The 14,715-nt window shown below is 73.8% G+C and carries 10 protein-coding genes; 6 read left to right on the top strand and 4 right to left on the bottom strand.

Going from position 1 to position 14,715, the window contains the following annotated elements:
• Window positions 1-66: 66 nt before the first annotated feature.
• A complete protein-coding gene (locus RMN56_RS07290) occupies window positions 67-1,245 on the bottom strand; it encodes a DNA recombination protein RmuC (RefSeq protein ID WP_313724665.1) in 1,179 nt (392 codons plus the stop codon).
• A gap of 55 nt (window positions 1,246-1,300) precedes the next feature.
• Here RMN56_RS07290 and RMN56_RS07285 point away from each other — a divergent pair, with 55 nt between their 5' ends.
• Complete coding sequence (locus RMN56_RS07285) at window positions 1,301-2,167, top strand: hypothetical protein (RefSeq protein WP_313723065.1); 867 nt, start codon at window positions 1,301-1,303, stop codon at window positions 2,165-2,167.
• Between the two features lie 60 nt (window positions 2,168-2,227).
• On the opposite strand, the gene ppc is transcribed toward RMN56_RS07285, so the two are convergent.
• Window positions 2,228-5,014 carry a phosphoenolpyruvate carboxylase gene (ppc, locus tag RMN56_RS07280; protein ID WP_313723064.1) on the bottom strand — a complete coding sequence of 929 codons (2,787 nt, stop codon included), beginning with the start codon at window positions 5,012-5,014 and terminating at the stop codon, window positions 2,228-2,230.
• Window positions 5,015-5,138: 124 nt separating this feature from the next.
• Window positions 5,139-6,188 (bottom strand): hypothetical protein, encoded by a 1,050-nt coding sequence (locus tag RMN56_RS07275; RefSeq protein WP_313723063.1) that lies wholly within the window; start codon window positions 6,186-6,188, stop codon window positions 5,139-5,141.
• An 84-nt stretch (window positions 6,189-6,272) separates the two neighbouring features.
• Here RMN56_RS07275 and RMN56_RS07270 point away from each other — a divergent pair, with 84 nt between their 5' ends.
• Both RMN56_RS07270 and RMN56_RS07265 read left to right on the top strand, forming a co-directional pair.
• Window positions 6,273-7,313: a S66 family peptidase gene (locus RMN56_RS07270; protein ID WP_313723062.1), complete on the top strand. Its 1,041-nt coding sequence runs from the start codon at window positions 6,273-6,275 to the stop codon at window positions 7,311-7,313.
• A gap of 62 nt (window positions 7,314-7,375) precedes the next feature.
• Entirely contained in the window at window positions 7,376-7,882 is a 507-nt protein-coding gene (locus tag RMN56_RS07265; RefSeq protein WP_313723061.1) for a hypothetical protein, read from the top strand.
• A gap of 129 nt (window positions 7,883-8,011) precedes the next feature.
• Here the strand turns inward: RMN56_RS07265 and RMN56_RS07260 are convergent, their stop codons facing one another.
• Entirely contained in the window at window positions 8,012-8,920 is a 909-nt protein-coding gene (locus RMN56_RS07260) for a cyclase family protein (protein WP_313723060.1), read from the bottom strand.
• A 164-nt stretch (window positions 8,921-9,084) separates the two neighbouring features.
• Here RMN56_RS07260 and mfd point away from each other — a divergent pair, with 164 nt between their 5' ends.
• The 3 genes from mfd (at window position 9,085) to RMN56_RS07245 (ending at window position 14,635) form a co-directional block, all read left to right on the top strand.
• The gene (gene mfd / locus RMN56_RS07255) at window positions 9,085-12,741 is read left to right on the top strand and encodes a transcription-repair coupling factor (protein ID WP_313723059.1); all 3,657 of its coding nucleotides are present in this window, start codon (window positions 9,085-9,087) and stop codon (window positions 12,739-12,741) included.
• Between the two features lie 95 nt (window positions 12,742-12,836).
• Window positions 12,837-13,637 carry a hypothetical protein gene (locus tag RMN56_RS07250; RefSeq protein ID WP_313723058.1) on the top strand — a complete coding sequence of 267 codons (801 nt, stop codon included), beginning with the start codon at window positions 12,837-12,839 and terminating at the stop codon, window positions 13,635-13,637.
• A gap of 2 nt (window positions 13,638-13,639) precedes the next feature.
• Window positions 13,640-14,635 (top strand): nucleoside triphosphate pyrophosphohydrolase, encoded by a 996-nt coding sequence (locus RMN56_RS07245; RefSeq protein ID WP_313723057.1) that lies wholly within the window; start codon window positions 13,640-13,642, stop codon window positions 14,633-14,635.
• The last annotated feature ends 80 nt before the right edge of the window (window positions 14,636-14,715 follow it).

Here is a 14,715-nt window from a genome sequence, read left to right as displayed (position 1 = left end):
ACTACTCCGAAGTAGGTTGTGACCACTCCGTGACGCGGATCGGTCGTCATCGTCACGTTGCGCGTGTCAACCGTCGACGCCCGCCGGTCGTTCGGCCGATGTGGACATCCCCTCCACCAGCTCCGGCGCCTGTGGCTGGCGGGGTGCCAGCTCGACCTGTGCCGGGGCGGCCAGCTCCTGGTCGGAGACGCCCAGCTCGGCCAGCTTGCGGGCGCTGACCAGCACCCGCGCCTCCAGCGAGCCGACGGCCCGGTTGTAGGCGGTCACCGCCCCGCCCAGCGCGCCGCCGAGCTTGCCGACGTGGTCGCCCAGGGTGGACAGCCGGCCGTAGAGCTCGCGGGCCAGCGAGTGCACGGTGGCCGCGTTGCGGGCCAGCGCCTCCTGCCGCCACGAGTAGGCCACCGTGCGCAGCAGCGCCACCAGGGTGGCCGGCGTGGCCAGCACCACGTTGCGCGCGAAGGCGTGCTCCAGCAGCGACGGGTCGCGCTGCAACGCCACGTCCAGGAACGGGTCGGCCGGCACGAACAGCACCACGAAATCCGGGGTCTGGTCGAACGCCGCCCAGTAGTTCTTGGCGGCCAGCCCGTCGACGTGCGCCCGCAGGTGCCGCGCGTGGGCGTCGAGGTGGGTGTCGCGCCCCCGCTCGTCGCGCGCCTCCATGGCGGTCAGGTAGGCGTCGAAGGGCGCCTTGGCGTCGACCACCACCGTGCGGCCGCCGTGCAGCCGGACCACCAGGTCGGGACGGACCCCCTGGTGGTCGGTCGCGGCGGTGACCTGCTCGTTGAAGTCGCAGTGCTCCAGCATGCCCGCAGCCTCCACGATGCGGCGGAGCTGGTGCTCACCCCAGCGGCCGCGCACCTGCGGGGCGCGCAGCGCCGCGACGAGCTGCTTGGTCTCGGTGCGCAGCTCGCCGGAGACCGCGCTCATCGACCGCACCTGTTCGCGCAGCTCGGCGTAGGCATCGACCCGGTCGCGCTCCAGCTCGGCGACCCGCTGCTCGTAGCGGCGGAGGGTGTCGTGCAGCGGGGCCACCGCCCGGGCCACCGCCTCCTGCGACTGCGCGGTCGCCTCGTAGCTGAGCGCCCGCATGGACTGCTCCAGCCGCCCCTCGCCCTCCCGGGTGGCGGCCAGGGTCGCCTCCAGTCGGGCGATCTCCGTCGCCGAGCGGGACCGGGCGGCCAGCCAGCCCACCGCGCCGCCCGCGGCGAGGCAGAGCACCACCACGGCCAGCGTCGAGAAGCTCATGCCGAAGAGCTTGCCAAACGGGTACGACGTGCGCCCGCTGGGTACGTTCGAGGTCATGGAGGTTGCCCTGTGGGTGGTCTTGATACTGATGCTCGGAGGTGCCCTGGTGTTCTGGCGGTGGGGGAGCAGGTCCCGGCGGGCCACCGAGCTGGCCGACGCCCGCGCTGAGGCGCAGCGCTGGTACGAGCGGCTCGGCGGGCAGTTGCTGAACCTGCACGGAGACGCCCCGGCGGTCCGCCAGGCGCTCGCCGACGCCGGTGAGCGCTACAACGCGGCCGGTTCCCAGCTGGAGCAGGCGGGCACCCCGCACCAGTTCGCCCTGGCGCGGGAGACCGCGCTGGAGGGGCTGGCGTACATCCGGGCGGCGCGCACCGCCATGGGCATCGACCCGGGCCCGGAGCTGCCGCCGCTGGCCGCCGCGCGCGGCGCGGGCATGCTCACCAAGGAGCGCGAGGTCAACGTGCAGGGGCAGACCTACCGGGCCGGCCCGCAGCCGGGAAACCAGACTCCCTACTACTATCCGGGCGGAAACTGGCAGGGCCGCCCGGTGCCGGCCGGCTGGTACTCGACGCCGTGGTGGAAGACCGCGCTGGGCACCGGCGCCGGTGTGCTCGGCGGCATCCTGATCGCCGACGCGCTCTTCTCGCCCGCCTTCGCCGACCCGGGCTACGGCTACGAGGCCGGCTACCAGGAGGGCTTCAACGACGGCTTCGACGACGGCCAGGACCAGGGCGGCGACCAGGGCGGCGACCAGGGCGGCGACCAGGGCCAGGACTTCGGCGACCAGGGGCAGGACTTCGGCGACCAGGGGCAGGACTTCGCCGGCCAGGACTTCGGCGGCGGCTACGGCGGCGGGGACTTCGGCGGCGACTTCGGTGGGGGCGACTTCGGCGGCGGGGACTTCGGCGGCGGCGACTGGTAGCCCGCCGCGCGGATGACGAAGGCCCCGGTCGGCGACCGGGGCCTTCGTCGTCGACCGGGGTCAGCCGGTGTTGCGCATGCCGGCGGCGATGCCGTTGACCGTGGTGAGCAGCGCCCGCTCCAGGGCCGTGCCGTCGTTCGGGGCGCGGCGCCCACCCGGGGCGGTGGCCACCGCGCGGCCCGCGGCGCCGGAGTCCCGGTACTGCCGCAGCAGGGCCACCTGCAGGTGGTGCAGCGGCTCCAGGTAGGTGTCCCGCACGGCGAGGGTGCGCTGGAGCACGGGTGAGTTGTCCAGCAGGGCCGGTGAGGCGGTGACCGCCAGCACCTCCTGCTTGGTCAGCTCGTACTCCTGCTCGATCTTGGAGAAGATCGGGTGCAGCTTCTTCGGGACCAGGGTCTCCACGTAGCGCCGGGCGATGGTCAGGTCGGTCTTGGTCAGCATCATCTCGACGTTCGACAGGAACGTGCGGAAGAAGTGCCAGTTCCGGTTCATCTCGGCCAGCACGTCCTCCAGCCCGGCCGCGCGGGCCGCGGCCAGCCCGGAGCCCACGCCGAACCAGCCGGGCACGATCTGCCGGGTCTGCGTCCAGCCGAACACCCACGGGATGGCCCGCAGGCCGGACAGGCCGGCGCCGGTGTTCGGCCGCTTCGCCGGCCGGGAGCCGATGTTGAGCGCGCCGAGCAGCTCGGTCGGTGTGGAGGCCCAGAAGTAGGCGGGCAGGTCCGGGTCCTCGACCAGCGACCGGTAGGACCGGAAGGCCGACTCGGAGACCACGTCCATGGTCGCGTCCCAGCGCTCCAGCATCTCGGCCGGCTGCCGGGGCGCGGTGTGCAGCAGCGTCGCCTGGAGCACCGCCGCCACGGTCAGCTCCAGGTTCTCCCGCGCCAGCGCGGGCAGCGTGTACTTGTCGGAGATGACCTCGCCCTGCTCGGTCACCTTGATGGCGCCGTCGAGCGTGCCGTAGGGCTGGGCCAGGATGGCCTCGTGGGTGGGGCCGCCGCCCCGGCCGACCGTGCCGCCCCGGCCGTGGAAGAGCCGCAGGTGCACGCCGTGCCGGGCGGCCACGTCCCGCAGTGCCCGCTGGGCCCGGTGGATGGACCACTGGCTGGTGGTGATGCCGGCCTCCTTGTTGGAGTCGGAGTAGCCCAGCATCACCTCCTGCACGTCGCCGCGGGCCGTCACCAGCGCCCGGTAGGCCGGCAGGGACAGCAGCTCGTCCAGCAGCTCGCCGCCGGCGTTCAGCTCGGTCGGGGTCTCCAGCAGGGGCACGAAGCCGATCCGCGCCCGGCCGCTGTGCGCGTCGACCAGGCCGGCCTCGCGGGCCAGCACGACCGCGGCGAGCACGTCGTCGACGCCCATGGTCATCGAGATGATGTACGACTCGATCACCTCGGCGCCGAACCGGTCCTGCGCCTCGCGGATCGCCCCGAACACGTCGAACGTCTTCTGCGCCGCCTCGGTCAGCGGGCTATCCACCGTGGAGAGCGGCCGGCGGCCGGCCAGCTCGTCGGCGAGCAGCTTGGTGCGCTCCAGGCGGGTCAGCGACGGGTAGTCGGACACCTCGCCGACCGCCGCGTAGAGCTGGGCGAGGACCGCGTGGTGCGCCTCGGCGTGCTCGCGAACGTCCATGGTCGCCAGGTGCAGCCCGAACGCGGAGACCGTACGGATGGTCGAGGCGAGCCGGCCCACGGCGGTGAGCTGCCCGGAATTGCGGGCCAGCGAGGCACGCAGCAGCTCCAGGTCGGCGATCAGCTCGGCCGAGCCCCGGTAGTCCCGCCCCGGCACGTGCGGGGTGGCGGCGCGCAGCCGCTCCCGGGTGTTGGCCAGCTTCGCCTTCACGCAGCGCGCCTTGAGCCGGTAGGGCTCCTCGGCGTTGACCCGGCGGAACCGGGGCGCCACCTCGGGCAGCGCGTCCAGGTCGGCGGCCAGGCTGGCGGAGAGGTCGAGGGAGACCGCGCGCAGCCGGCGGGAGACGCTGACCTCGCTGATCAGCGCGTCCATCGCCTTCTCGGTGGCCTCGATGCCGTGCTCGTGCTGGATGCGCAGCACCTCGCGGGTGACCGCCGGGGTGACGAACGGGTTGCCGTCCCGGTCGCCGCCGATCCAGGTGCCGAAGGTCAGCGGCCGGGCGGTCGGCGAGGTCTCCACGCCGAGGGTGCGCAGCGTGTCGGCGAGGTCGTCGAGGACCTGCGGGGCGGCCTCGGCGTGCAGGTCGCGCAGGTAGTAGATGGCGTTGCGGGCCTCGTCGGTCGGGTCCGGCCGGTCCAGCCGCAGCTCGTCGGTCTGCCACATCAGGTCGAGCAGCTCGGCCAGGCGCCGGTTGGCCGGCCCCTCGTCGCTGGCGCCGTAGAGGATCGCGTTCGCGGTCTCGGCGTCGAGCTCGTCGGCGACCGCGCGCAGCTTGGACAGGATGGACCGGCGGGCCGCCTCGGTGGGGTGGGCGGTGAAGACCGGGCGTACCGCCAGCCGGCGGGCCGCGGCCGCGATCTCCTCGGCCGGCACCCCGCGCTCGGCGATCATCTTGGCCGCCTGGTCGAGCCAGCCGCCGTGCGTGGCCCGCCGCCGGCGCAGGTCGCGGGCCCGGTGCACCTGCTCGGTGATGTTGGCCAGATGGAAGTAGGTGGAGAAGGCCCGGGCGAGCTTCGTGCCGGTGGTGACGTCGAGCCCGGTGAGGCGCTGGGCGGCGGCCGGCGGGTCGGAGCGGACCTGGGCCCGGATCTCCTCGACCAGGTCGAGCAGGGGGCGGCCCTCCTGCCGGGCGAGGGTCTGCCCGAGCAGCGTGCCGAGGCGGCGGATGTCGGCCCGGAGAGCGGCGTCGGGGCCGTCGTGGTCGTGCTGGTCGGTCACGGGTGCGCTCCTTACGCGAGTACGAAGGACAGCGCTGTCCGACTCCCTGGATGGTATCCGCGCGGGCCCCGGCGGAAGGAGGGGGATCGCGTGACGATCTGCACTCTGGGACCGGCCGGCCGGTTCAGCCATCGGCGGGCGGCCCGCCGGCGGTGGCGGGGCGGGCGGCCCGGACCGCGCGCCGGTGCGCCCGGAAGATCGTCGCGGTGACCAGCCCGAGGAGCCCGAGCAGTGCCCACAGGGCGAGCCCGGAGAGCGCCCAGCCCATCGAACGGCGGTCGAAGTAGACCGCCGACTTGATCAGGTCGGTGGTCAGGCCGGGAATGTTCCACCGGTGCATCCCGCGCAGCCAGGCCGGCAGGAACTCGGGGGCGTAGATGCCGCCGGAGCCGGGGTTGCCGAGCACCACGAGCAGCAGGATGACGAGACCGGTGCCGAGCAGCCCGAGCCACGCCTGTACGGCGCTCGCCACCATGGCGGCGGCGAAGACGGCCAGCGCGCCGACCGCCGCGACGGCCGCGATGTCGTGGTGCCAGACGTCGAGCACCGGGCCGACGACGGCGGCGCCGACGACGCCCAACACGGCCGAGTAGACCGCCAGGGCGGCGATCCGCAGCCCGGCCCGGGGCAGGCTCACCGGCGCGGTGCCGGTGCGCAGGCCCAGCGCCGTGGAGGCCAGGTAGCCGCCGAGCACGAGGCCGACCGCCAGGTAGAACGGGACCAGCCCGCGCGGGTCGGTCGACTCCACCGGCACCTCGTCGGTGACCTGGATCGGCAGGTTCGCCTGCTGGGCGGCCCCGCCGAGCACCTGGGTCACCAGCTCGGTGGCGGCCGGTGCGGAGGCGCTGGCGGTGGCGAGGTGCAGGCCGTTGTCCGGGCCGGAGGTGAGCACCCCGTACACCTCGCGGGTCGTCAGGCCGTCGTGGGCGGCGCCCGGGTCGTCGTACTCCATGGGTTCGATCTTGTCGGTGCGCTGGCGGACGGCGGCCAGCACGGCCTGGGCGCGCTGGTCGCCGAGGACGACCCCGACGGGCACGTCGTGGGGTCGGGGTTGGTGCAGTGCGCCCACGTAGGCGGCGATGAACGCGGTGGCCAGCGCCAGCGTGCCGAGCAGCAGCGCCGCCGTGCCGGGCAGCCAGTCGCGTACCGGAGGGTCCCGCTGCGCCTCGTTCACGCGCTCAGCCTATTGCCCGCATATGCCCGGCTCGGGCACTTTCTCCGGGCGAAATTCGCTGGCCCCGCCCGATAGTTTCGGATCATGGTGCTGCCCAGCTACCCCCCGAAACCGAAGCCCGGCGACCGGGTCGCGGTCGTCTCGCCCTCCGCCGGCCTGCCGGGCCTCTTCCCGCACGTGCACGAGCTGGGCCTGCGCCGGCTCCGCGAGGAGTTCGGGCTGGAACCGGTGGAGTATCCGACCACCCGGCAGATGGGCGCCGACCCGCGGGACCGCGCACGCGACCTGACCGCCGCCTTCGCCGACCCGAGCATCACCGCCGTGCTCGCCACGGTCGGCGGCGACGACCTGATCACGGTCACGCCGTTCCTGGACGACGCGGTGCTGCGGGCCAACCCGAAGCCCTACTTCGGCTACTCGGACAACACCAACATCCTCAACCACCTCCACCGGCTGGGGATCGTCGCCTACCACGGCGGGTCGGTGCTCGTGCACCTCGGCCGGTCCGGCGCGCCGCACCCGCTGACCTTCGAATCGCTGCGGGCGGCGCTGTTCACCTCCGGCTGGTACGAGCTGACCCCGGCGCCGGAGTGGGGCGACGAGCCGCGCGACTGGCGGGACCCGGCGACCCTCGCCGACGAGCCGGTGATGTTCCCCGGCGAGGGCTGGCGCTGGCACGGGCCGGCCCGGGTGGTGCAGGGGCGGACGTGGGGCGGCTGCCTGGAGATCATTCACTGGCTGATGGCGACCGACCGGGTGCCGTCGGCGGCCGAGCTGGCCGGGTCGGTGCTGGTCTTCGAGACCTCCAACGAGCTGCCCGGCGCGCAGGAGGTCTTCCGGATCGTGCGCAACCTGGGCGAGCGCGGGCTGCTCGCCGCCTTCCCGGCGATCGTGGTGGGCCGGCCCAAGGCGTGGGACTTCGACCGGCCGCACACCCTGGACGAGCGGCGGGCCTGGGGCGAGGCGCAGCGGGAGGCGATCCTGGCGGCCCTCGCGCCGTACGCCGACGACCCGGTGGTGGTCTTCGACGTCGACCTGGGCCACACCGACCCGCAGTTGATCATTCCGTACGGCGGGGAGATCCAGATCGACGCGATCGAGCGCCGAATCGCTGTCCGCTACTGATGGGCAACTCCTGGGCGTACCCGGTCCTGCACACCACCGATGTCGACCGGGCGCTGGGAGCGGTGGACCGACTGCTGGCGATCGCAGACCTGCGGGACGTCTTCCTGCGGGCCTGTGCGCGGGTCGGTCGCGTTTCCGGGATGCCGCGCTATCTCGATGCATTCGGCCACTGGACCGGCGCCGGGGGCCCGGGGGAGATGGCGGTCCACGCTCTCTCCCCGCTCGCCGAGGTTGCGCCTCGCGATCCGGCCGACCCGCTGGTCGACGTGGTCCTCCACGTCAACGGCCTCGGCCCGGTCGCGGAATTGGTACGCGTCGCCGGATCCGATCCCGCCTGCCTCACCTGGAACATCTGGGGCTGGCCGGAGGTGCCCGAACTTGGCCTGGGGCCGGACGTCAAGCACGGATACGTGGGGCTGACGCTCAACGCCACGGACCTGTGGGGCGATCAGCCTGCGGATGTGCACACCGTCTTCCTGCACGCCCGCAGGCACGAGCCCCGGAGGGTCGAGTGGCTCGCCGGGCGCGTCGGTCTCACCGTCGTCGGCCCCGGCGCGATGGGCATCTGACTGTCCCTGACCGTTCGCCGTGGGGGTCGGCGCAAGCAGCGTGAGCGCTCGGCCGGGCTTGGAGATCTTGGTAGAAACCGGCCCCTCTAGGGGCCATTCCGTTCCAAGATCTCCAACGGTGACCGCACTTCAGTCGACGACGGCGAAGGCGCGGACCGGGAAGGTGCCCATGCCGGCGACCCGGGGCGGGGCGGCCGTGAACCGGAACCCCTCCGGGGGCAGGGCGGCCAGGTTGGTCAGGTGCTCGGCGATCGGCACCCCGGCGGCCAGCAGGGCGCTGTGGGCGGGGCGCTCGCCGGCCGCCGCCGGGGTCATGTCGTCGATGTTGATCGAGTCGATGCCGACCAGCGCCGCCCCCGCCTCGACCAGCCAGTCCGCGCCGTCGGCGGTCAGGTAGGGCGCGTCGGGGCCGGCGTACCGGTCGGTGCCGAAGTGCGCGTCCCAGCCGGTGTGCAGCAGCACCGCCCGGCCGGCCACCTCGTACGGGGCGAGCATCAGCCGGTCCACCGCCCGGGTGCCGGCCGGCACCCGCACCACCACCCCGGGCAGGTCGGCGAGGCGGTCCAGTGGAACGCCGGTCAGGTCCGCGCCGTCCGCCCAGCGGTGCGCCGGCGCGTCCACGTACGTGCCGGTGTTGGCGATCATGTCGATCCGGGCGACGTGGAACTCGACGCCCGGCGCGTAGCGCTCGCGGGACGCCTCGCGGGTCAGCCAGTCGGTGATCCGGGGCGGCTGCCAGCCGGGCAGGGTGACCATGCCGTCGGTGATCACGTGGCTGAGCTCGACCAGCCGCCGCCCGCCGGCCGCCGGGGCGGCCACCCCGCGACCGCCCTTGTGCGGCTCCGCCACGACGGTCCGGTTGGTGATCCGCACCTCACCGACCATGAGCAGCCCGAGGTGCCGCACGAGGAGCGCGGCCAGCTGGTCGTCGGTGACCTCCGGGCCCGGGACGTCCAGCCGGAACCCGTCGGTCCGCAGCCCGCCGCCGTTCGCGAAGATCACCTCGGCGTCGAAGACCGCCCGGTACTCACCCGTCATGCGCCCCACCGCACCATGCCGGTCCGGACGTCGTCAAGATCGATGTCGGCGGCCCGGCTGCGGCCCGGAATGTCCGGGCAGCGGGATAGTCTCGAACCGTGCACCCCCCGTCCGGCTGGACGAGGGGTCGTCGCCGTGCGTCGACCTCCTGGAAGTGATCGCAGATGCTCACCGGACTCTTCTCCGCCGCCCTGGCCGACCCGGGGCTGGCCCGGGCGCGTGACCTGGCGCGCTCCGGTGCCGCCCAGGTCGACGGCCTCGACCTGACCGCCCCCGCCGCGTTGCGGCCGTTCGCCGTCGCCGCCGTCGCGGCCGACGAGCCGGCCGGCGGCGCGGGCCGTCCCGTGCTGGCCGTGACGGCCACCACCCGCGAGGCCGACGATCTGGCCTCCGCGCTGGGCAGCCTGCTGCCCCCGGAGCAGGTGGCGGTCTTCCCCTCCTGGGAGACGCTGCCGCACGAGCGGCTCTCGCCCCGCTCCGACACCGTCGGGCGGCGGCTGGCCGTGCTGCGCCGGCTGGCCCACCCCGGCTCGGCCGACGCGCACGGGCGCACCGGCCCGCTGCGGGTGGTCGTGGCGCCCGTCCGCTCCCTGCTCCAGCCGCAGCTCAAGGGGCTCGGCGACTTGGAGCCCGTGCAGCTCGCCGCCGGCGACGAGGCGGATCTGGAGGAGGTCGCCCGCCGGCTCATCGACATGGCCTACGCCCGGGTCGACCTGGTCACCAAGCGCGGTGAGTTCGCCGTGCGCGGCGGCATCCTGGACGTCTTCCCGCCCACCGACGAGCACCCGTCCCGGGTCGAGTTCTGGGGCGACGAGGTCGAGGAGATCCGCACCTTCGCCGTCGCCGACCAGCGCACCATCGAGGGCGTCCCGCAGCTCTGGGCGCCGCCCTGCCGCGAACTGCTCCTCACCCCCGACGTGCGGGAGCGGGCCGCCGCGCTCGCGCAGGAGCACCCGGAGCTGGCCGAGATCCTCGACAAGCTGGCCGAGGGCATCCCGGTCGAGGGGATGGAGTCGCTGGTGCCGGCGCTGCTCGGAAACGACAGCCTGGAGCTCCTGGTGGAGACCATGCCGGCCGGCACCCACGTGCTGCTCTGCGACCCGGAGCGGATCCGCACCCGGGCCCACGACCTGGTGCGTACCTCCGAGGAGTTCCTCCAGGCGAGCTGGGCCGCGGCCGCGGTCGGCGGCCAGGCCCCGGTCGACCTCGGCGCCGCCGCCTTCCGGACCCTGGCCGACGTGCGCACGGCGGCCCGCGCCCTGCGCCAGCCCTGGTGGACCCTCGCGCCGTTCGGCCTCGTCGAGGCCGAGGCCGCGCCCGCCCGGCAGCCGTGGGAGGACGAGCCGACCGAGGTCGACGTGACCCCCGACGACGCCATCGCGGTGACCCTGGCCGCCCAGCCCGCCCCGCTCTACCACGGCGAGACCGCCCGGGTGGTCGACGACCTCAAGCGCTGGGCCGGCGAGGGCTGGTCGATCGCGCTCGTCTTCGAGGGCCACGGCCCCGCCCAGCGGGCCGTCGAGGTGCTCCGCGACGCCGGCCTCGGCGCCCGGCTCACCGAGGAGGTGCCGGCCGCGCCCACCCCCGGCGACGTGCTGGTCTCCTGCGGCTGCCTGACCGCCGGCTTCGTCGACGAGGCGTCCCGGTTCGTGCTGCTCACCGGCAACGACGTCACCGGCGGCCGGGGCACCTCCACCCGCGACATGCGCAGGATGCCGAGCCGGCGGCGCAACACCATCGACCCGCTGGAGCTCAAGGCCGGCGACCACGTGGTGCACGAACAGCACGGCATCGGCCGCTACGTCGAGCTGGTCCAGCGGACCGTCAATGGCGCGAGCCGGGAATACCTGGTCATCGAGTACGCGCCGAGCAAGCGCGGCCAGCCCGGCGACCGCCTCTTCGTCCCCACCGACCAGCTCGACCAGCTCTCCCGCTACGTCGGCGGCGAGCAGCCCACGCTGCACAAGATGGGCGGCTCGGACTGGCAGAAGTCCAAGGCCCGGGCCCGCAAGGCGGTCCGCGAGATCGCCGCGCAGCTGATCCAGCTCTACGCCGCCCGCAAGGCGTCCAAGGGGCACTCGTTCGGCCCGGACACCCCCTGGCAGCGGGAGCTGGAGGACGCCTTCCCCTGGCAGGAGACGCCCGACCAGCTGGCCGCCATCGAGGAGGTCAAGCGGGACATGGAGCAGACCGTCCCGATGGACCGGCTGATCTGCGGCGACGTCGGCTACGGCAAGACCGAGATCGCGGTCCGGGCGGCGTTCAAGGCCGTGCAGGACGGCAAGCAGGTCGCCGTGCTGGTGCCCACCACCCTGCTGGTGCAGCAGCACTACAACACCTTCGCCGAGCGGATGAGCCAGTTCCCGATCACCATCCGGCAGCTCTCCCGGTTCCAGACCCCGAAGGAGAGCGAGCGGACGCTGGAGATGGTCGCCGACGGCACCGTCGACATCGTCATCGGCACCCACCGGCTGCTCCAGGCGGCCACCCGGTTCAAGTCTCTCGGGCTGGTCATCATCGACGAGGAGCAGCGCTTCGGCGTCGAGCACAAGGAGCACCTGAAGACGCTGCGCGCCTCGGTCGACGTGCTGGCCATGTCGGCCACCCCGATCCCGCGCACCCTGGAGATGGCGATCACCGGCATTCGGGAGATGTCCACGATCGCCACCCCGCCGGAGGAGCGGCACCCGGTGCTCACCTTCGTCGGGGCGTACGACGACCGGCAGGTGGCCGCCTCGATCCACCGGGAACTGCTCCGCGACGGGCAGGTCTTCTACCTGCACAACCGGGTCGAGTCGATCGACCGGGCGGCCCGCCGGATCCGCGAGCTGGTACCCGAGGCCCGGGTCGCGGTGGCGCACGGCCAGATGGGCGAGGAAGCGCTCGAGAAGGTGATGGTCGGCTTCTGGGAGAAGGAGTTCGACGTCCTGGTCTGCACCACGATCGTGGAGTCCGGCATCGACATCCCGAACGCCAACACCCTCATCGTCGAGCGGGCCGACCTGCTCGGCCTGGCCCAGCTGCACCAGATCCGCGGCCGGGTGGGCCGAGGCCGGGAGCGGGCGTACGCGTACTTCCTCTACCCGTCCGACAAGCCGCTCACCGAGAACGCGCACGAGCGGCTGGCCACCATCGCCCAGCACACCGAGCTGGGCGCCGGCATGTACGTGGCCATGAAGGACCTGGAGATCCGGGGCGCCGGCAACCTGCTCGGCGGCGAGCAGTCCGGCCACATCGAGGGGGTCGGCTTCGACCTCTACGTCCGGATGGTCGGCGAGGCGGTCTCCGCGTTCAAGGGTGAGCACGCGGAGGAGGAGACCGAGGTCAAGGTCGACCTGCCGATCGACGCCCACCTGCCGCAGGACTACGTGAGTGTGGAGCGGCTGCGCCTGGAGATGTACCGCAAGCTGGCCGAGGCCCGCGACGAGGAGCGGCTACGCGAGGTGGTCGCCGAGATGACCGACCGCTACGGCGAGCCGCCCACGCCGGTGCAGAACCTGGTCGCGGTGGCCCGGTTCCGGCTGCTGGCCCGGCGGTACGGCCTCACCGACGTGTCGATGCAGGGCAAGCACATCCGGTTCGGGCCGCTGCCGCTGCCCGACTCGAAGCAGCTGCGGCTCAAGCGCTACCACCCGGACTCGGTCTACAAGCAGGCCCTCGACCAGGTCAGCGTGCCCCGGCCGAGCACCCGCCGGGTCGGCGGCGAGCCGCTGCGCGACCAGGCGCTGCTGGAGTGGTGCGCCCAGCTCCTCTCCGATGTCCTCGGCGAGCCCGCGGAGCTGGCCGGTACTGCCAGCGCCGCATTGGCGAGCGGACGGTGACCCGGCGAGCCGGTCGCGGCGCAGCCGGCGGGGGCGGGGGCGCGGTGAGGTGGGCGGCGTCACAGCCGGCCCCGGGGCGTGAGAGAGTGGCCGTCATGCGTGCTCGCCGTCTCATCGCCGCCGCCAGCGTCGCGGCCCTCGCTGTGCTCTCCCTCGCCGCCTGCGGGCGGTCCGCCCCGAGCGTCGCCGCGTACGTCGGGGACACGAGCTACTCGATCGACCGGGTCAACGCCATCCGCGACGAGGCCGCGCAGGCGTACGCCGGGGTCGTCAGGGCCGCCGAGGAGCAGGGCCAGACCGTCCCGGCCGAGCTGCGCCAGCTCGACCTGGACGGCCAGGACGTGGTCAACCTGCTGGTCGGCCTCGACCTGGGCAAGCGGATCGTCGCCGACAAGCAGCTCCAGGTGCCCGACCAGATCAGCGCGGCCGACATCGGCCAGGCGCTGCGCGTCCCGGACACCGAGTACGCGAAGCTCGCCGCCGAGTGGTACGACGTCTTCAACGCGCTGGGCCAGGGGCTGCCGAAGGCGGAGCTCTCCGACGCCGACACCGCCGCCGTCTACGACGCGCTGGTTAAGGCGAACGTGGCGCGTCCCGGCTGGTCGACCGAGCAGCAGCGCCAGGCGTTCTCCGACCCTTCCATCGCGCCCCAGGTCTCGGCGGTGGTGGGCCTGAGCGAGGCGCTCAAGGAGCAGGTCGACCGGGAGGACGTCCGGGTCAACCCCCGCTACCCGACCCTGGCCGTGCCCGCCCTGCTCCAGATCCAGTCGCAGAACGTCAACCTCTACGACCTGCCGTACGTGGACGGCGCGGACCAGGTGACCGACATCTCGACCCCGGAGCCGGAGTCGACCGAGCCGGGTTCGGCCGAGCCGAGCGCGTCGGTGGCACCCTGAGCATGACCGCGCGCATCGTCCTGCTCGTCACCTCGCCGCGGCTGCCCGCCGGCCTGCTGACCGCGCCCGCCTGGGATGTCGTCCGCTCCGCGCCGGTGCTGGCCGGCGCCGAGAGCGAGCTGGCCACGGCGGTCCGGTCGACGGGCGCCGAGGTCACGGTGGTCACCGAGGGCGCCACCCAGGCGTTGCTCGACGCGGCCGCCGCGCACGGCAGCGCGGTGTGGCTGGCCGGGCCGGCCGGCGACGAGGCGCTCGCCCGTGAGCTGGGGCTGCGGCTGGCCCGCCAGCCCGGGCTCGCCGAGCTGGAGCTGATGTACGGCTCGTGGGACCCGCCGGGGGCCCGGCTGCTCGACGCCGTCGAGGTGATGGACCGGCTCGCCTCACCGGGCGGTGACCCGTGGAAGCGGGCGCAGACGCACCGCAGCCTGGCCGGGTTCCTGCTGGAGGAGTGCTACGAGGCGTACGACGCGATCAGCGCCGACGACACCGACGCGCTCCGCGAGGAGCTGGGCGACGTGCTGCTCCAGGTGCTGCTGCACGCCCGGCTGGCCGAGGACCTGCCGGAGGGGAAGCGCTGGACGGTCGACGACGTGGCCGGCGTCCTGGTCGACAAGATGGTCCGCCGCAACCCGCACGTCTTCTCCGGTGAGCAGGCCGGCTCGATCGAGGAGATCGAGGCGAACTGGGAGCGGATCAAGCGGGCCGAGAAGACCCGCGAGTCGGTGCTGGACGGCATCGCGCTGAGCCAGCCCGCGCTCGCCCTGGCCGCGAAGGTCCTGGACCGCGCCGGCCGCGTCGGCCTGGCCGTCCCCCCGCCGCTGGCGGAATCCCAGGTCGACCCCGAGGCGCGACTCGGCGCCGGCCTGCTCGCCACGGTCGCCGCCGCCCGGCAGGCCGGCATCGACCCCGAGGCGGCCCTGCGCCGCGCCACCCTGGCGTACGCCGACGCCGTCCGCGCCGCCGAACGCGCCGCTTCGCCCGACGTCCCCGAGCATTGATCATGAGGTTAGCGGTGCGGAAGGCGCGTTCCGGCACGGCTAACCTCATGATCAACGGAAGGCCGGCGCGGGGAGATCGG

The sequence above is a fragment of the Micromonospora halotolerans genome, assembly GCF_032108445.1.
Taxonomy (GTDB): Bacteria; Actinomycetota; Actinomycetes; order Mycobacteriales; family Micromonosporaceae; genus Micromonospora; species Micromonospora halotolerans.
The sequence above is the reverse complement of the archived record's forward strand: the minus strand, read 5'-3'. Positions and strand labels throughout refer to the sequence as shown.